Below are 18,427 nucleotides of genomic sequence, written 5' to 3' on the forward strand. Positions count from 1 at the left end.
TTAGACTTTCGCTTATTGTAACAATAAAATAACCGACAAGTATATAGCTTTAAACTTGTCGGTTTTGATTCATTTTAATAATTACAAGTGAAGATTATTTACTAATATCAATGCGATAAAGTTTAATATTTTTATCATTAGGTGATGGCGAACTAAATTGATAAGATACTTGATTATCTTGAACATATCCAAAGTTGCCTGTTACTTTATTATAATGTTCACGTGCAACTGCTTGGTTGCTTACAGCATTTTTCACTTCTTTATATGATGGTCCATTTGTATCGTTGTAACTCATTGATACACGTGTGATTTTACCATTATTTTTCTTACCATCTGCAGTTACCACTAGCACACCATTATCTTTTTTAAATTCATAATAATGTTCTGTGCCATCAGGTTTATATGAATAAATTGGTTTTTTATTATTTTTTAATACTGATTGAATAGAACTTCCTAATTTCGCACCTTCTAATGATCGATCTCCATGTTGCAATTCATTAACACTTTGGATAGAGTTCCCTGATGCTGCTTCAACATTTCCTGCCGAAATACCAGAAAATGCCAAACCTGTAACTAAAACTGCTGCACATAATTTTTTCATAAGCACTCTCTCCTTTATATTTAACTTACCTTCATTGTGCTTATTCACATTGTACTATAAATATTACTAAAATAACAGTGATGTTACAAAAAGATTACAAAACAGTGTATTGCTGTAATCTTTTCTAGACATCTATCAAAGCTGAATAATTTAAGATGCTAATTGAAGATGTTGTTCTATAAACTTTCTTACTTCATTGATAAATTTATCTTTTTCTTCTACGAATGGATATAATCCTGATTCTTCAAAAACTTCAAATTGGGTATTTCCGATATAATCCGCAACTTCTTTTGCTTCGAATACTGTAGTTCTTTCTCCATGCTGTCCAACAATAATTAATGTAGGTAAATCTAAAGCTTTTAAATAATGCATGACATTATTGTCAATAAATGATTGTTTTACCGCTTCTATTTCTGCTTTCGTAGACATGTTGTTCGTATTTTCAATTTGCTTTAAGAATTTTTTAGCTTTTCTTTTGGAATAATATAATTGTTTATCAAGGAATTTTTGTTGTGTCTCATCATCCCAATTTCTAATTTTATCTGAATACTTTCTATATAATCGCTCTTCAGGCGTGATGTCATTCAATAGTGTAGGATTCACCATCGTTAATGATGACACTAATTCTGGGTATTGTGTAGCAAATAATGCGGCAATAGAACCACCTAATTCGTGAGCTATGATAGAGCATTCATTAATATATAAATAATCTAATAATTCCTTAATATCTTTCGCATATGTTCTAAATTTGATGTCATTCGGTTTGTCAGAATAGCCATGTCCTCTTAGATCAATGAGCACTACCTGATATGCTTTATTAAATTTAGTTTCTAAATCATTAAATACTGAAAAGTTATCAAAAGCAGTATGAATCATGACTATTGCTTTACCTTCACCACTCGTCTTGTAATTTAAAGCAACACCATCACTTGTTGTAAATAGGTTCATCATTTATCTCCCTTTCTTATTAATTGATAAAATGGAAAGTAATTCTTCCGTAGTTTTAATCGTAAAATCTACTTCTTCTGGTAAAGGTGTTAGATCATTTTCATTATCTTCATTAAACCAAACACTAATCATACCCATGGCCCTTGCAGGTGCTACATCATTGAGTGGATCATCACCAACATATATTGTTTCTTCAGGTTTGGTACCTAATTGCGACAACATATCTTCAAAAATTTTAGGATGGGGCTTGCGGTAACCTACAGTTTCAGATGTAGATAAATAATTGATACTATCTTCGATACCTAAAGCGTGCAGACGAAATTGTTTGATTTTTGACTTACCATTTGCAATCACACCAGTCAAATAACCATTCTCTGTTAATTTTTCTAAAGTATACTGTGTATCATAATATGGAAATACATATCTGTAAAAATGCATTTCAAAATCACTAAACAAATCTTTCCAAGTTAGTCGATCTACATGAAAATCTTTAATGAGCGCCTTATATAATTCAGGTTTATCGTGATCTTCATCATCATCTAGTGCTATAAATTTACGTTTGAAGTCTTCCAATTGTATGCGTACAAAATAGTCATGAAACCTTTCAAACTGCTCTTCTATAAATTTTTCTCGAGATTTCTTTCTGTCTAATAATGTCCCTTCTAAATCAAATACAATCGCTTTTACCTGAGTTAAATCCATAATCATAACCTCTTCAATCTTAGGTTTACCTTTTACTTAACCTTAATTAATAAATATCATTATATCGTATAAACCATCTCGAGACGATAGTAATCCTTAAGTTTATTCTATGCTCCGTGGTTGAGTGATCATGATGTAAAATAGTACTGGTATGCCTAATAATGCTAAAATAATACTAGCAGGAATTTCAAATGGGCTTAACAATATACTTCCTAACCAATCCGACATTACCATCACTATACCACCTATAAACATATTTAGTACCATTTGTTGTCCAAGATTGAACTGCTGACCCTGGCGTCGTACAAGCTGTGGAATAATCATGCCTATAAAACCAATGATGCCTACATATGCGACAATTACTGCAGTAATCAATGAAGCAATTAATAACACGCAATATGTTAATGATTGTACATTTAAACCTAAAGATGTTCCTTTCAAATGGCCTAGCTGTAATATCTTAATTTTTGGTATTAAACTACATAATACAATAATACCGATGAATAACGTAATACCTATATATATTACCTCGTTATACTCTGCAGATGAGAAACCGCCAAACATATAATTCACAATATTATTCATCTTCTGTTGATTAAAAATAATCAATACATAAAGAAATGCATTAAACAATGCACCTATCATAATACCGGATAAGATGAGTGTCCTTATCGGATAGCCTTTAGACATAGCAGTAGTAAGTGAGATCACTGTAATTAATGTGATAACACTAAAAATTACAGAAAAAACTGGTAACCATAAAAACGATAACCCTAATACTACAGCTATACCAGAACCAAAAGTTGCCCCACTTGCTAAACCTAATGTAAAGCTGTCGGCTAATGGGTTATTTAATAGCGTTTGAAACATATGACCTGCTAATGTTAAACCAATACCTGCTAATAATGCTTGAAGTGTTCTTGGCACTCTAACTTGAAATAATATAGATTGTGACAATGCTTCATTAATATTACCGATATTCCAAAGCATGCTTAGTAGCATACTGATAATGAGTAGGACGATACAAATAATAAGTGCTTTATTATATTTCATGTCTTTGCCACGCTTTCAATAAAATCGTTCAGTTATATTGAATGATAAAAATATTTATTGTTCGTTATTAAAATGGTATATATTTTTATGCTAAAAGTAAATATCACATGATAAGAAATTCATAAAGAAAACGTCAATTCTATATCATTTCTATAGCAATTGACGTTTATTTGTTAGCGAAAGCTATTTAGTTCCTAGGCTAATCTATCTTTGTGTTTTAGTAAATTACTATTCATAAATAGCTTCTTTCAATTTTTTCAATCCATCATCTATACGTGGACCTGGTCTTGATATTTCATCACCATTAACAGCTTTAACTTTATTGTGCTGTACCGCTTTAATTTGATTAAAACCACCACGTTTGTTAATCATTTTTTGATATTCAGATGATGAAATACCCATTGTTGATATCATCAAATCTGGATTTTGCTTAATAATATCTTCTTTACTCACCTTCTGCCAACCTTTTAAATTAGAAAAACTGTTTTCTGCTTTTAATTGTGTCAGCATATCATCAAAAAATGTTTCTTTACCTGCAGTGTATATTTCTGGTTCAGATGAAATTTCCATGAAAACTTTTTGCCCTTTTACATCATTAGGCACTGATTTTTTTACGTTTTCGATATTTTGTTTTGTTTCTTTAACGAGTTTTTTGGCTGCTTTTTCTTTATGCGTTACCTTACCAATTTGCATAAATGATTCATACATTTCATCAATAGATTGTGCATCTTTCACATAAACAACTTTCACACCACTATCTTTTAATCCTTTAAGTACTTTATCATTCGTCGCTTTTTGAGATTCATGTGCCAATATTAAATCTGGTTTGGCTTTCATCAATGATTCTTTATTAAGTTTCATCGCATCAAATTGTTTCTTATCTTTTACTTCTTTAGGATAATCATCTACAGTTGATACGCCTATCACATCGTCACCCAAACCGAGTTCATATAAAATTTCCGTATTACTAGGCATTAGAGAAATAATACGTTTATAAGTGTGACCCTCAGATTGCCCTTCATCATGCTTTTGGTCTGACTTCGTACCACAAGCAGTTAAGACTACTACAAAAACAAGTAACAAACATAATAATTTATTCCATTTCTTCATACCTTAATCTCCTAATAGTTATTTTATTCTATATTACCAAACTCTCATCTCAATCGTTAAGTCTATTTTATGAAATTTAATTTTCAAAATAAGGATCTAAAAATGTATACTTGTTTTCATTTTTTCCATTAAAGTAATTTTTCCCAAAATTATCTAACAACGCATGAAATTCATTAGCATCTGCATTAGTAAATGTTTCAGGAAGTTCAATATGTCGCTTCAATTTCTCATAACTTTCTGTGTTGGTATAGCCTAGTTTTTTAAAAATTCTTCTAGTATAACTATCTGGAATAAAGACAACTTCTTCAAAAATATAAACTAAACACACATCTGCCGTTTCACTACCAATACCTTTGATTTCTAATAAAGCATTACGCAATTGAAGTTGATAATATGATCTTACAGCTTGATAATCAAAATCAAAACGTTTCAACCAGGCAAGTATATTCAAAATCGTTTTAGCTTTATTTTTATAAAATCCGCTTGATTTTATAAGCATTTGCAAAGATTCCAAATTCAAATTTAGCATCTGCTCTGGATCAAATTCAGTCTTAACCTTTAATTGTTCAAGCGCATAAGCAGCATTTCTCCAATTGGTATTTTGTACTAAAATCGCTCCTAATATCACTTCGATTTTAGACTCAGCAGGCCACCAATGTTGTGACCCCATATGTGAAGATAATAATTTATATAGCGACTGAATATCTAACATGTTAGCATTACCCTCCCAGTGATCACGATGAAGTAACCAATATCAAAAAAGAGCAAGTAAGGTTTGGTGATAGTACTGACGGAAATGCATCAAACTATGATTAACAAACCTAAACTTGCTCTTAAATAAAGGACTACTTTAATTACATAATAATTACATTGACTCTGGCGCTGTTACGCCAACAAGGTTTAATGCATTATGTAATGTAATTCTCACTGCATCAATTAATGCAATCAACGCTTTTGTTTTTTCTAAATCATCTGTTAAAACTTTTTCATCATTGTAAAACTTATGGAAATGTGCTGCCAAATCTTGAATATAGTTTGTAATTCTATGTGGTGCTCTGTGTGTTGCGGCACTTTCAATCGTTGGTTCAAATTCAGCAATTTTTTTCATAAGCTCAATCGCTTTATCGTTTGTGATAAACGAATAGTCTGCGTCAGTTGAAGGTTCAATACCTTTTTGTTTAGCTTGTTTTAAAATTGAACAAATACGTGCATGTGCATATTGTGCATAATATACCGGATTATCTTGTGATTCTTGCTTTGCTAATTCCATATCAAAATCAAAATGTGTATCAGGACTGCGCATCGTTAAGAAATATCTCGCGGCATCCACGCCTACTTCATCCATAATTTCACGTAAAGTAATTGCATTTCCAGTACGTTTACTCATTTTCACTTCTTGACCGTCCTGCATTAAGCGGACCATTTGCATAATTTGAATTTCAAGACGCTCGCTATCAACACCAAATGTTTCCATTGATGCTTTCAAACGCTGAATATAGCCATGGTGATCTGCACCAAATAAGTTTATTAATATATCGTTACCACGTTCAATTTTATCGAAATGGTATGCAATATCTGGTAAAAAGTAAGTATAATTACCATCTTTTTTAATCAATACACGATCTTTGTCATCCGAGAAATCGGTTGTGCGTAACCATGTTGCACCATCTTCTTCATAAGTGTAACCAAGTTCAGTCATTTTATTAAGTACTTGTTTGATTTCACCAGATTCATAAAGCGTTGTTTCGCTAAACCAATTATCATAATGTGTATTAAAATCAGCTAAGTCTTTTCTTAGTTTTTGCATTTCGTAATCGACGCCAAGTTGTCTGAATGTTTTAATACGTGCTTCTTCGTCTAAATCCTTTATTTCCGGTTGTTTCTCTGCCAAATCTTTACCAATATTGATGATATCTTTTCCGTGATAGCCACCTTCTGGCATTTCAAAAGAATCATCACCAAGCGCTTCAAAATAACGTGCTTCTATTGAACGAGCTAAATTGGTAATTTGATTACCAGCATCATTAATATAATATTCTCTTGTGACATTATAACCAGCCGCTTCTAATATATTGGCCAACGTATCGCCAACTGCAGCATTACGGGCATGACCTATATGTAAATCACCTGTAGGATTAGCCGATACATATTCTAATAAAATATTTTCACCATTTTTAACTTTTTTATGACCAAATTGATCACCATTATTGATTGCTTCAGTAATAATCGCAGTCAAATAAGCACTATCTAAATAAAAATTGATAAAACCAGGTCCTGCGATATCAACTTTTTCAACTTGTGCAGCCGTTGTATCCAAATTTTCAACAATTGCTGTTGCGATTTCGCGTGGATTACGTTTCGCTATTTTTGTTAAGACCATTGCTATATTTGTTGAATAGTCACCATTTTTATTATCTTTTGGTATTTCGATTTTAATTTCAGGTATTTCATTCACGTCGGCAAGTTGTGCTTGTTGAATACTTTTCTTAATTTCTTCAACCAACTTTTGTTTGACTTGTTCGATTATGTTCATTTACGGCATCTCCTTGTAAGTAATTTCATATTGATAAGATCCCATCTTCTCTTCATCTTGAATTAAATCATAATGCACTTTCAATTTTCCACCATTATCATTTACAAAATGTAAAATAGAATGTGTATAAACGGTCAATGGTATGCGACCGCCACTAATTTCATACAAAGTAATCGTTTCCTCACCTTCTACAAAATGAAGGTTTAACTTAATATCACCATTGCGGATAATCTTTACTCCTGAACTTTCAATTTTAACTGTCACATTAACGATTGCTCCGTCTATCTTTTCTTGATAACGAATAAAATCGGCTTTACGTTTTTGCCAAGATCCTGTAGTAGACAATGAGAATTTTTCCTTATTATCGAATTGTTTAACCACTTGTTTCGTTTGGATTGCAACATTGTTCTCCAATGTAAGTTTCACCCTAATCTTTAAAATAATACAAACCATTATAGCATACTTGAAATATGCAAAACAGTTGCTAAATTAATTTAAATTCAATAATCTCCATTTTCAAAGTTCGTTTACAACACCTTCACAATATTCAAAAACCACACATAAAAAAAGTAGAAAAAACAAAATCAAAATCTGATTTCGTATTTCTACTCTTTTCAAATGACGCAAATATCTCAATGCATACGTTACATGCATTTAAATACCGATGTTCTTATGTTCTTCGTTTAATATCGTTGAACTCTTAAAAACCAATGATATTAAACTGTTTCTAAAGCTTCATGCAATGAAGCATCAGAGTTATTCCACATATCTATATCATGCGATTTAAGAAACGCTGCTAATATTTTTTTATTTTGGTCACCTATTTGATCGATTTCAATATTATGTTTCATTGATTTATCCATCATATTTACATGTTCAGGCATACTTTTGTAACCTCTACGAATACTTCTATTTACTAATAAATAGCATGCTGTTAGTCCGGCATAGTAAGGTCCATTTTCACCACGTTCTGTTGTAACCCAACACAACCAATATTCTTTCGCCTCTTCACCTTCAACGGTCGCCTTATCTTTAATCCATTTGACACCTTTTTCAACACTAGAACGCGCATGCATGCCTGCAATATCAATAAATGCCTCTTCGTTTGCAACATCGATAAACACTGGTGCTACGTTATCTAAACTTATAGAACCAATATTGGTACCTTTGTGACCATCCAACGGATCATTTTTAATAATATTGAATTTAAATCCCTTATTTTCAGCCATCAGCTTCCACCTCCATTATTAAAACAAGTAGCGCTGCAATTGTTAAATTACAATCCTACATAAGTTGTCTATATTAAAATTTTGCCATATTTAACAAAGTGATAAAAGTCATCAATTTTTAAGTGCTTAATTTAATTCATCTAATATACTATTAATTGCATTTCTAACTTGGTCATCTTCTATATCAGAAATAAATTCTTTTGGATAATATAATTTATAATCTTGTCTGTTAATGCCAGTTATACTATGAATAACTAAGGATTGACTACTAATTTCTCTTATTTTACCATTACGTCTCAACAAATGAATCGGCTGTCTGTCTGATCCTGGACGGTCATAATCATAAGGTAAATCAGAAAAGGATTCACTTACAAAGTAATAATTCGGATCTATACCTGCCTGTATAAACAAATCTGTTAATTCTGTAATTGTAATAATAGAACCATCAAATGGCATATATTTAAACAAATCCCGATTAATAAATCTACGAGACAAATCACTTAATATAGCGTCATCTTCATTAATCCATGCTTTTAAGTAATAAACTACAACCGCTTCATCTAAATCTACATACTGTTCAATCGTCATAGATTCTTCAAAGAACGGTATAAAATCGGCAGGATATTTTTTAAAAGTGTACCCTTCATTATAAAGTTGCTTTGCTCGTTTCAAACAATTATTAAGCAACACTTCTCCACCTCGACTAACTGGATGGAAGTAAACTTGCCAATACATTTGGTAACGGCTCATAATGAAGTTCTCTACTGCATGCATACCACTTTCTTTAATAAGTACTTCATCTTTTGAAGGTCGCATCAATCTCAAAATACGTTCCATATCAAATTGCCCATACGTAACACCCGTAAAATATGCATCACGTTGCAAGTAATCCATTCTATCAGCATCTATTTGTGAAGAAATCATAGAGATGACCAATTTATTTTCATGTGTTTTATTAATAACATCAGCTACTTGCTGTGGAAAATCTTCAGAAACACGTCGTAATACACGATTTACTTCTGTCGGGCCAGTAATAATTTTTTGCGTAAATTGTTCATGATCTGTATTAAAAATCTTCTCGAAGCTATGTGAAAATGGTCCATGACCTAAGTCGTGTAATAATGCGGCACATAGTGCAAGTGGACGATCATCATTATTCCATGCTTCACGACCGTCAAACGAATCATCAATTAATCTTCGAACAATCTCATATACACCTAATGAATGTCCAAATCTACTGTGTTCAGCGGTATGAAATGATAAGTATAATGTACCCAATTGCTTTATACGACGTAAACGTTGAAATTCTTTCGTTTTAATCAAATCCCAAATCACTTGGTCTCTTACATGAATATATCTATGAATGGGGTCTTTAAATACTTTTTCTTCAGGTAACTTTTGTGTAGCATAAGTTGTAAAAGTCAATGTCGTCCTCCTATTCATACCTTGTTAATGTGCATCTATGATAAAGTTTTACGCATCAATGCTAAATCCATTTCTTCCCCATACATCACGTGCATATACGAGCGCACACGCTCAAACCCTTTTTGTTCATAAAAAGCTACCGCTTCATCATTCTTATTATCCACTTCTAAAAATACTTCATCATATTCATTTTGGAAATATGCCAAGCCTTCTTTCAGTAAATCAGAACCATATCCATGATGTTGCCACGAAGGTCTCACGTAATGGGCTGATAAGAATAATTCAGTGCCATATATAAAGTTAGCAAAACCAATGATCTGATCATCCTCTTCGATGACTAAAAATAATTGTTCTTCTAACCTTTTTAGTAAATGTTGTTCATTATATGAAGCAGCCAATAATTCATTTACAGTTTTAGCTGCATAGATATTTAAATAAGTATTATACCAAGCTTTTGTTGCTACATCTCTGATGCCTACAACATCTTCTGGCGCTGCTTTCCTAACTTTGTGCATGTTGGTTCCCCCTATTTATAGTAGGTAATAATACTCATATTATAACATAATTTTAGTGTTCAAAATACTTAATCTATTCATATGAAAATAGCTTGGACAATAGATAACATTGCCCAAACTATCTCTAAATATTACTTATTTAATGTATCTTGCCATTCTCGTGCGCGGTTTAATGCATACGAATCTTTATCAATATCTCCTGGTTTTTCAGCAGTTCCAATAATATAACCAGATAGCGTAGCACCTAAAAACTCTAAGCTATACTTGATTTGAGTGATACATGGCTTCGCTTTTACTTTTGGAAAATCTCCGCCGACAATAATGAGTCTAAAATCTTTTTCAGCCATTTTTGCCTTAAAATCCTTATAATTAGGATCCATTAAAGTTTCAGACCAATGATCAATGAATGCTTTCAAAGAGGCTGATATACTATACCAATACACGGGTGATGCAAAAACAATTGTATCACTGGCTAACACTTGATCTATCATTTTTTTATAATCATCTTCATAAGTATCAATCGTTGTCCCATCATGTCTCACATCTCTCACTGGATTCAATTGGTACTGAGTTAAATCAAACCATTTGTAGTCATGTCCTGATAAGGCCATTTTAGTCAATCGAGCAGTGTTTCCCTCCGGACGACTGCCCCCGAACAAAACTGTTATCATAATAATCTCCTTTTTATATATTAAAATATTCCATTAGAGATATCTTAATAATTTTACACAAAAGTTCATAAATATAACATGTGTTTACAATAGTATATTATAGCATTAAATGATTTGTAGGAAAATTTATATATATTTATATATTTCAACTAAAATTTAAAAACTTTATAAAATGGGCATAGGATAGAAACTTAATTTTCTTTTAAAAATTTCGTCATCTCAACCTGGAAATAATAACTAGAATGAGTAAAAGTACACAGTGATGCCTGAGCTAAAACTTATACATAAGTCCACTCACTTATTTATTATTTTCTAGGAAATAGTTGATTTATTTTTTCAATCTCTTCTTGAGTTAAATTAACCTCTAAAGTTGTTAAATTGTCCACGACTTGATGTGGTTGCTTTGCGCCTGGAATCACGACATCCAATGAAGGTTGAGTTAAATAGAATGCAAGCACAATATGTGCAACATCTACATTATGATTATCTGCAATACCTCTCAACTCATCAATTTTCTCTAAATTTTCTTTGAATTTTTCACCTTGGAATTCTGGATTCTTAGCACGAATATCATCAAATTTTGTATTTTCAGTGTATTTGCCAGCTAAAAGACCTGAAACTAAAGGGAAATATGGAATAAATGTAATTTGATTTTCTTTTGTATATTCAAACACATCTTCATTTTCGCGATTTAATAAATTGTATTCCATTTGCACAACATCAACATAGCCGTCTTTATTCGCTTCTTTTAGTTGATCTAATGTAAAATTAGAAACTCCTATTGCTTTAATCTTACCTTCATCTTTTAAATCTTTTAATGCAGCAACTGCTTGATCTTTAGGCGTAGTATCATCTGGAAAATGAATATAATACAAATCAATATAATCTACTTGAAGACGTTTTAAGCTTTTTTCTACTTGATCTTTAAGAAATGCTGGATCATTAGACATTTTCACATTACCATCTTCATCAAAATAATGAGCACCCTTTGTGGCAATTGCAAACTCGTCTCTAGCAAATTCTTTAACCGCTTCTCCTACTAATTCTTCCGAACGTTCTGGACCATAAATATAGGCTGTATCTAACAATGTAATACCATTTCTAACAGCAGTGCGAACCGTTTCTTTACCTTTTTCTTCGTCTAAATCATTATAAAAATTATGTCCACCAACAGCATTTGTACCTAAAGCAATCGGTGATACCGTTACATTTGATTTTCCTAATTGAACTTTTTCCGTCAAAACAATCCAACTCCTTATATATTAATTTTGATATATTTATAGAATCTCTGGCTCAAATTGTTTTTGTATCCCTTCATTACGAAAGATACTTTGACAATGCCATCAACAAACGCATGAACTGCTGAATACTATATAATATATCTCTACCCTTTTTCACTCAGTTTAATAATATGTTATACATATCGTATTTATGCACATAACAAAAATTACTTAACTTCATTAGTAATCATCGCTATTTTAAATATCTTGTCTCTCTAAAAAAGTATTGCCATGTAATTCAATTGTTTCAACTATTGTTAGCACAATTCGTTCGAAACACATATGATTTAACACGTAATGTTGAGACATAACAATATTAAGTTGCTGAATAACTTTTCTACCACTACTCAAAATTTAGCATGTTTTTGATGAGACCTTGAAGTAAAATGCTTAAAAATTACGTTTCAAAAATTTAGACATAATGGGACGTAGGACAGAATTCTAATTTTATTAAAATTATTTCGTCATCCACCTTTGCAAAGATGACTTGATTTGAAAAACATAAAATGATTTACCTAAGTTCAATCATCTACCTACAATATAAATGCACTGGGACAAATCAATTACAGAGATATACACATAAAAAAGTAGGATGCAATGCGTGTTACACCCTACTTACGAATCATTTTTATTTAATTATTGTAATATATTTTTAAAGTGTCCATTTAATTAATGTAGACGCATATGACAAGCCGCCACCAAACCCAACTAATAGCATGAGGTCACCTTTTTTAAGTTGATGCGCTTGGACAGCTAAGTCAATCGATAATGGAATCGTAGCCGATGACGTATTACCATAATATTTAAGACTCATTAGCGCTTTATCTTTAGAGAGGTTAGCCTTTTCACATATTGATTCTATCATTCTGGCATTAGCACTATGTGGCGCAAACCAATCTATGTCCTCTTTTTTATAATTCGTGTTACGTAACGTATTGTCAATAATATTCGGAACATTGCCGACAGCCCATTTATATACGCCACGACCATTTTGAACAATATAACCAGGATTTTGTAAATCTTCGCCAAACATAGTATGAGAAAGTTCTGAACAATATAAATGATGTCCTTTGTCACCGTCTGAGCCAGAACTACTAGATATAAAGCTCGTTTCATCTTCACTGTATTCTACTAAAAATACGCCTGCTCCATCACCAAACAAAATACATGTATTGCGGTCTGTGTAATCTGTAATTCGTGATAGTGTTTCCGCGCCAATAACTAGCACTTTTTTATTTTGACCAGATGTAATCAGACCATTAGCTATATTCAAACCATAGGCAAAACCTGCACAAGCTGCATTAATATCAATGGCCCCTGCATTTTTCAATCCAAGTTTCGCTTGCACATAAGATGCGACACTTGGGGTTTTATAATCTGGAGTCAATGTAGCATTGATAATCATATCAACATCATTTAATTCCACTTGATATTTCTCTTGCAAATCCAGCACTGCTTTATAACTGATATCACTCGTATATTCATCTTCAGCTACAATTCTTCTTTCAACAATCCCAGTTCTTTGTTGGATCCATTCATCAGAAGTATCAACAATCTTCTCGAAATCATGGTTATCCATTCTTTTTTCCGGTACATAAGCACCTTGTGCAGTAATTTTAGCAAATGAATTCATATCATAACTCCTTTTATCAATCTATAACTTTAAAATTTCAAATTCTTATTATTTATCATACGCTTCATACTAATGAATGATAACACAATCAATGCAACACCTATAACATAAATAATAATTTCTAACTATAAATAAATATAAATAAATATAAATAATATTATTAATTTATAGTTATAATTTATCATATGAACTAAATGTATAATAATCTTTAATTGACTTTTCATAATTTTTAAATTAATATTCATTTTTGATAACGTTTACATTATTTTTTAAGTAAAGGAGCAACAAAATGGAAAGTGATGATATCAAGCACTTGGTTGAATCAGGTCAACTATCTGTAGGCATTGAATTAGGCTCTACGCGTATAAAGACCATTGCTATCGCACCTAATTGCGAAACAATTGCAACAGGTTCTTTTGAATGGGAGAACAAATATGAAAATGGTTATTGGACTTATTCCATTAATGATGTATGGGTAGGCATTCAAAAAAGTTATGCTGAAATGTCACAATCAATTAAGGATAACTATCATGTTCAAATTAAATCCTTAGCTTCTCTAGGAATTAGTGGTATGATGCATGGTTACTTAGCATTTGATGACAATGATGATTTATTAGTACCTTTCAGAACTTGGCGCAATAACAATGCGAATAAAGCAGCAAAATTGTTACGCGAAGATTTTAAAGTAAATATACCAGAACGCTGGAGCATCGCTCAGCTGTTCCAATCAGCAATAGATGACGAAGCACATGTCAAACAAGTTAGTTATCTAACTACACTAGCTGGATATGTTCATTGGTATTTAACAGATAAAAAGGTATTAGGTATTGGAGACGCATCTGGTATGTTCCCAGTTGACAGCGAACGTGAGCAATTCCGTCAAGATCTATTAAAACGTTTTAATACATTATTTCAAAATTTAGGTTACTCGCAAGATATTAACGATATGTTACCAAATGTCATTGTAGCTGGAGAAATTGCTGGTTACTTAACAAAAACAGGCGCTAAACTCATCGACCCAAATGGTGAACTGGAACCAGGGTGTCCAATGTGTGCACCAGAATCAGATGCTGCAACAGGCATGGTGGCAACGAATAGCGTAGCACCAAAAACCGGAAATGTTTCTGCAGGAACTAGTATATTTTCAATGATTGTACTAGAGAAACCGATTACTTATGTTTATCCTGAAGTAGACATTGTAACTACACCTGATGGTTATGATGTTGCGATGATACATGCTAATAATTGTACATCTGATATCAATGCTTGGGTTCATTTGTTTGAAGAAGTCTTCCAACTCATGAATGTAAAATATGATAAAAATGAACTTTTTACCAAGTTATTTGAAAGCGCTTTTAATGGAGATGAAGACTTAGGAAAATTATTATCTTATGGCTATATCTCCGGAGAATTCATAACGGATGTCAATCAAGGTTATCCGATGTTCCTACGTCACGTTGATAGTGAATTCAATATTGAAAACTTTATGAAAACACATATTTTTAGTGCCTTTAGTACTTTGAAAATTGGTATTGATTTATTAAAAGAAAATGAAGATATTCAAATTGATAGCATGCTAGGCCACGGTGGTATTTTTAAAACAGACAAAGTTGCACAATCCTATTTAGCTGCAGCATTAGAAACACCAGTCAGTGTTATGAAAACTGCTAGTGAAGGTGGCGCATGGGGTATCGCAATATTATCCCGTTATTTACTAGAAAATCAGTATACAAATTTGGCCAATTACTTAAACGTTAAAGCTTTTGATAACACTGACCAAATCACTTTAAACCCTAAATCTCAAGATGTTGAAAGTTTTAGAAATTATATTCAAAAATTTAAAACATTATTACCTCTCCAACGACAGATAGATGAGTATATTTAAAGTCGATTAACATTTTAGAAATCATATTTAAAGATTAGGAGAGATTTTGGTGAATACACTAAGTACAGATAGCTCTAAGCAATTTTTAGGCTTACCGTTAACTTTAATTTGGGGTTATATCGCAGTAGCTATTTTCATGACTGGTGATGGTATTGAACAAGCTTTTTTATCAAAATATATTGTTAGTCTTGGGTTTGAAGCACATCAAGCATCCGCAGTCTTAACACTTTATGGTCTTATTGTAGCAGTTGCATCTTGGCTTTCCGGTATTTTGGCTGAAATTTTTAGCCCGAGAAAAATAATGGCATTTGCGTTTATCATTTGGATTATTTTTCATATCGGTTTTTTAACTTTAGGGTTAGAGCAACATAGCTATCCAATGATGTTAATTATGTATGGTATTAGAGGCTTTGCCTATCCGATGTTTATCTATAGCTTCGTCGTCTGGATTACATATTCAGCTCCAAAACATCGTCTAGCTTCAGCTATGGGCTGGTTCTGGGCAATGTATTCCGTGGGTATCGGGTTTTTAGGAACCTATCTACCTAGTTTTACAATACCTTGGATTGGATTTATGGGAACATTATGGTCTTCCATAATATTCATTTTAATCGGTGGTTTAATGGCCATGTTTTTAGTTAAAGATAGAAAAGGCTCTGAGAAAGAATCCGATAGATTAACGCCCAAAGAGATATTACTTGAATTCGCTAAAGGTATAACCATTTTAAAAAATCCTCAAGTTGCTATTGCTTGCGTAGTTAGAATCATTAACCAATTAGCCTTGTTTGGTCTTGTCGTTATCATGCCAATCGTATTCACTGATACCGTAGGATTTACTACATCAGAATGGTTGAGAATTTGGGGATTAATGTATATTGTAACTATTTTTACTAACCTATTTTGGGGTGTGGTTGGCGATAAAATTGGATGGGTACGACAAGTGCGGTGGTTTGGCTGTATGGGAATGGTGATTTCTACATTAGCCTTTTACTATTTACCAATCTCGACTGGACCCAACATTTGGGTTGCTGGTGCAGTAGCGATTGTATTTGGTTTTGCTGTCGCGGCATTTGTACCGATGTCAGCCATTTTCCCCATTTTAGAACCAAATCATAAAGGGGCAGCGGTTTCTATTCATAATTTATCTGCTGGCTTAAGCAACTTTGTCGGACCAGCTATCGCAACGTTAACCGTACCGATAGGAGGTCCTGTATTAACTATTTGGACATATGCAATTATTTATTTCATAGGATTTATACTAACTTTCTTTATGAAAGTTAACCAACCAAATCATTAAAAAGGACAGGAGTTTTAACATGACAAATATATTAGAACAATTTAAATTAGATGGAAAAGTAGCAATTGTAACAGGGGGTGCGATGGGCTTAGGCAAAGCCATGGCTACTGCATTAGCACAAGCTGGTGCTAACATCGTTATCGCTGACATTAATGAAGCGGTAGCTAATGATACTGCACAAGAAATTCGTGAAACTGAAAGCGTAGAAGCGATCGCTCTAAAAGTAGATGTTACAAATCCAGATGCTGTAAATCAAATGGTCGAAGAAGTTACAAAACAATTTAATAAAATTGATATTTTAGTTAATAATGCTGGCATGACGATTAATGCAAAAGCTGAAGAAATGTCATTTGAAGATTGGAATAAAGTTATAAATTTAAATCTGAACGGCATTTTCTTAGTTGCACAATCCGTTGGACGTGTAATGATTAAACAAGGCTATGGTTCTATCATTAATACATCCTCTATGTCAGGACTAATTGCTAATAAACCTCAAGAACAATGTTCGTACAATGCTTCCAAAGCTGGTGTCATCATGTTGACGAAAAGTTTAGCTATGGAATGGTCAAAATACAATATTAAAGTAAACACAATTGCCCCGGGTTATATGAAAACAGAACTTACGAAACCTTTCTTTGATCAAGGTGGAGCAATGATTGAAGACTGGATGGGATTCACACCTATGGGCAGACCAGGCACACCAAATGAACTCGGTGGTATCGTTGTATATCTTGCATCTGATGCATCTTCATTTGCACAAGGTAGTGTCTTCACAATTGATGGTGGTTACACAGCACTATAAACATTAATAACATATAATGGTCTAGTTTCAATAATATATTAAATTAAAAAACACTTTTGCTCAATGCACATACAATATGTCGACATGAACAAAAGTGTTTTTTTATATTCATTAGTACAAAAATGATTAAACTGCATTGTGCAATTCAATCATTTCATATGTGTCACCTTGAGTGTCTTTCACTTACTTTTCTTCTTAGCTAATTTTTCTTTCAGTTTGCGATCTTGTTCTTCTTTACGTCGTTTACGTTCCTCATTGCGTTTTCTAAGGCGCTCTTCCTCTTCAGGATCTCTAGGTTTTTGCAACTGTTTTTCAATTTTTTCCATAAGCTCATCTTCAGTTAAGGCTGCTAATGGGCGATTATTAACAAATGCAAAAGTTTTACGTCGACCAGGACCACAATACGATTGACAACCTATTTCTATTTCTGCATAAGGATCTAATTTTGTCAGTTTTTTCTGTAAAGATTTACAATTAACGCCCTGACAATCATCGCAGATTAAAAATTTATTTTGCAAAATCAATCCCCTCATCTTTCCAAACGTGAATGATTCACTCATTTTACTGATAAATTATGTGAAATATGCGCTCAATTTCCTATCAAAGCCACATCAATATATTTATAACGATAAATTACAACTCTAATTATTTTACTCTATTTTAAATTTTTTTCAAGTTATGCCCATTAGATCTAAAAGTTGTGTATGAAAACATAGCATTACACGTTCATGATACTACTTTTT

At 32.4% G+C, this 18,427-nt stretch carries 18 protein-coding genes; 3 read left to right on the plus strand and 15 right to left on the minus strand.

Translation table 11 applies throughout. The features are described from left to right. Nucleotides 1–94: 94 nt before the first annotated feature. The 14 genes from AB1J10_RS05265 to AB1J10_RS05330 all read right to left on the minus strand — a co-directional run bounded on the left by AB1J10_RS05265 (nucleotide 95) and on the right by AB1J10_RS05330 (nucleotide 13,700). Nucleotides 95–601: an SA0570 family protein gene (locus tag AB1J10_RS05265; protein ID WP_046207298.1), complete on the minus strand. Its 507-nt coding sequence runs from the start codon at nucleotides 599–601 to the stop codon at nucleotides 95–97. 150 nt (nucleotides 602–751) lie between these two features. Next, nucleotides 752–1,549 carry an alpha/beta fold hydrolase gene (locus AB1J10_RS05270; RefSeq protein ID WP_046207297.1) on the minus strand — a complete coding sequence of 266 codons (798 nt, stop codon included), beginning with the start codon at nucleotides 1,547–1,549 and terminating at the stop codon, nucleotides 752–754. 3 nt (nucleotides 1,550–1,552) lie between these two features. Beyond that, nucleotides 1,553–2,251: an HAD family hydrolase gene (locus AB1J10_RS05275; protein ID WP_046207296.1), complete on the minus strand. Its 699-nt coding sequence runs from the start codon at nucleotides 2,249–2,251 to the stop codon at nucleotides 1,553–1,555. Nucleotides 2,252–2,353: 102 nt separating this feature from the next. After that, nucleotides 2,354–3,304, minus strand: a complete 951-nt coding sequence (locus AB1J10_RS05280) for a FecCD family ABC transporter permease (RefSeq protein WP_070038959.1) — start codon at nucleotides 3,302–3,304, stop codon at nucleotides 2,354–2,356. A gap of 228 nt (nucleotides 3,305–3,532) precedes the next feature. Beyond that, nucleotides 3,533–4,414 carry an ABC transporter substrate-binding protein gene (locus AB1J10_RS05285; protein ID WP_046207294.1) on the minus strand — a complete coding sequence of 294 codons (882 nt, stop codon included), beginning with the start codon at nucleotides 4,412–4,414 and terminating at the stop codon, nucleotides 3,533–3,535. Between the two features lie 76 nt (nucleotides 4,415–4,490). Further along, entirely contained in the window at nucleotides 4,491–5,126 is a 636-nt protein-coding gene (locus AB1J10_RS05290; protein ID WP_046207293.1) for an endonuclease III domain-containing protein, read from the minus strand. Between the two features lie 153 nt (nucleotides 5,127–5,279). Continuing rightward, a complete protein-coding gene (gene argS, locus AB1J10_RS05295; RefSeq protein ID WP_369003035.1) occupies nucleotides 5,280–6,947 on the minus strand; it encodes an arginine--tRNA ligase in 1,668 nt (555 codons plus the stop codon). After that, nucleotides 6,948–7,361 (minus strand): DUF1934 domain-containing protein, encoded by a 414-nt coding sequence (locus AB1J10_RS05300; protein WP_070038949.1) that lies wholly within the window; start codon nucleotides 7,359–7,361, stop codon nucleotides 6,948–6,950. Between the two features lie 302 nt (nucleotides 7,362–7,663). Continuing rightward, nucleotides 7,664–8,176: a YwhD family protein gene (locus AB1J10_RS05305; RefSeq protein WP_046207290.1), complete on the minus strand. Its 513-nt coding sequence runs from the start codon at nucleotides 8,174–8,176 to the stop codon at nucleotides 7,664–7,666. Between the two features lie 126 nt (nucleotides 8,177–8,302). Continuing rightward, complete coding sequence (locus tag AB1J10_RS05310; protein WP_174894800.1) at nucleotides 8,303–9,619, minus strand: HD domain-containing protein; 1,317 nt, start codon at nucleotides 9,617–9,619, stop codon at nucleotides 8,303–8,305. A 17-nt stretch (nucleotides 9,620–9,636) separates the two neighbouring features. Next, a complete protein-coding gene (locus AB1J10_RS05315; RefSeq protein ID WP_064209583.1) occupies nucleotides 9,637–10,116 on the minus strand; it encodes a GNAT family N-acetyltransferase in 480 nt (159 codons plus the stop codon). Nucleotides 10,117–10,247: 131 nt separating this feature from the next. Next, nucleotides 10,248–10,787: a flavodoxin family protein gene (locus AB1J10_RS05320; RefSeq protein ID WP_070038947.1), complete on the minus strand. Its 540-nt coding sequence runs from the start codon at nucleotides 10,785–10,787 to the stop codon at nucleotides 10,248–10,250. Nucleotides 10,788–11,092: 305 nt separating this feature from the next. Further along, nucleotides 11,093–12,028: an aldo/keto reductase gene (locus AB1J10_RS05325; protein ID WP_046207286.1), complete on the minus strand. Its 936-nt coding sequence runs from the start codon at nucleotides 12,026–12,028 to the stop codon at nucleotides 11,093–11,095. A gap of 691 nt (nucleotides 12,029–12,719) precedes the next feature. Further along, nucleotides 12,720–13,700, minus strand: coding sequence for a ketoacyl-ACP synthase III (locus AB1J10_RS05330; RefSeq protein WP_070038945.1), 981 nt, complete (start codon nucleotides 13,698–13,700; stop codon nucleotides 12,720–12,722). A gap of 289 nt (nucleotides 13,701–13,989) precedes the next feature. On the opposite strand from AB1J10_RS05330, the gene AB1J10_RS05335 reads away from it, so the two are divergent. The 3 genes from AB1J10_RS05335 to AB1J10_RS05345 are packed head-to-tail and all read left to right on the plus strand — an operon-like array spanning nucleotide 13,990 to nucleotide 17,684. Further along, complete coding sequence (locus AB1J10_RS05335) at nucleotides 13,990–15,585, plus strand: xylulokinase (protein ID WP_070038943.1); 1,596 nt, start codon at nucleotides 13,990–13,992, stop codon at nucleotides 15,583–15,585. Nucleotides 15,586–15,634: 49 nt separating this feature from the next. Then, a complete protein-coding gene (locus tag AB1J10_RS05340) occupies nucleotides 15,635–16,882 on the plus strand; it encodes an MFS transporter (RefSeq protein WP_046207283.1) in 1,248 nt (415 codons plus the stop codon). Nucleotides 16,883–16,901: 19 nt separating this feature from the next. After that, on the plus strand, nucleotides 16,902–17,684 hold the full coding sequence (locus AB1J10_RS05345) for an SDR family NAD(P)-dependent oxidoreductase (RefSeq protein ID WP_046207282.1): 783 nt from the start codon (nucleotides 16,902–16,904) through the stop codon (nucleotides 17,682–17,684). Between the two features lie 179 nt (nucleotides 17,685–17,863). Here AB1J10_RS05345 and AB1J10_RS05350 read toward each other — a convergent pair whose 3' ends face one another. Then, a complete protein-coding gene (locus tag AB1J10_RS05350; protein ID WP_046207281.1) occupies nucleotides 17,864–18,202 on the minus strand; it encodes a DUF1450 domain-containing protein in 339 nt (112 codons plus the stop codon). Between the last annotated feature and the right edge of the window lie 225 nt (nucleotides 18,203–18,427).

The sequence above is a fragment of the Staphylococcus cohnii species complex 1663 genome (assembly GCF_041008415.1).
Taxonomy (GTDB): Bacteria; Bacillota; Bacilli; order Staphylococcales; family Staphylococcaceae; genus Staphylococcus; species Staphylococcus ureilyticus.

Bases quoted from the DNA above. Each gene is read 5' to 3' on its own strand.
- AB1J10_RS05265 (WP_046207298.1), bottom strand. From the start codon at position 601: ATGAAAAAATTATGTGCAGCAGTTTTAGTTACAGGTTTGGCATTTTCT.
- AB1J10_RS05270 (WP_046207297.1), bottom strand. From the start codon at position 1,549: ATGAACCTATTTACAACAAGTGATGGTGTTGCTTTAAATTACAAGACG.
- AB1J10_RS05275 (WP_046207296.1), bottom strand. From the start codon at position 2,251: ATGGATTTAACTCAGGTAAAAGCGATTGTATTTGATTTAGAAGGGACA.
- AB1J10_RS05280 (WP_070038959.1), bottom strand. From the start codon at position 3,304: ATGAAATATAATAAAGCACTTATTATTTGTATCGTCCTACTCATTATC.
- AB1J10_RS05285 (WP_046207294.1), bottom strand. From the start codon at position 4,414: ATGAAGAAATGGAATAAATTATTATGTTTGTTACTTGTTTTTGTAGTA.
- AB1J10_RS05290 (WP_046207293.1), bottom strand. From the start codon at position 5,126: ATGTTAGATATTCAGTCGCTATATAAATTATTATCTTCACATATGGGG.
- argS (WP_369003035.1), bottom strand. From the start codon at position 6,947: ATGAACATAATCGAACAAGTCAAACAAAAGTTGGTTGAAGAAATTAAG.
- AB1J10_RS05305 (WP_046207290.1), bottom strand. From the start codon at position 8,176: ATGGCTGAAAATAAGGGATTTAAATTCAATATTATTAAAAATGATCCG.
- AB1J10_RS05310 (WP_174894800.1), bottom strand. From the start codon at position 9,619: ATGAATAGGAGGACGACATTGACTTTTACAACTTATGCTACACAAAAG.
- AB1J10_RS05315 (WP_064209583.1), bottom strand. From the start codon at position 10,116: ATGCACAAAGTTAGGAAAGCAGCGCCAGAAGATGTTGTAGGCATCAGA.
- AB1J10_RS05320 (WP_070038947.1), bottom strand. From the start codon at position 10,787: ATGATAACAGTTTTGTTCGGGGGCAGTCGTCCGGAGGGAAACACTGCT.
- AB1J10_RS05330 (WP_070038945.1), bottom strand. From the start codon at position 13,700: ATGAATTCATTTGCTAAAATTACTGCACAAGGTGCTTATGTACCGGAA.
- AB1J10_RS05335 (WP_070038943.1), top strand. From the start codon at position 13,990: ATGGAAAGTGATGATATCAAGCACTTGGTTGAATCAGGTCAACTATCT.
- AB1J10_RS05345 (WP_046207282.1), top strand. From the start codon at position 16,902: ATGACAAATATATTAGAACAATTTAAATTAGATGGAAAAGTAGCAATT.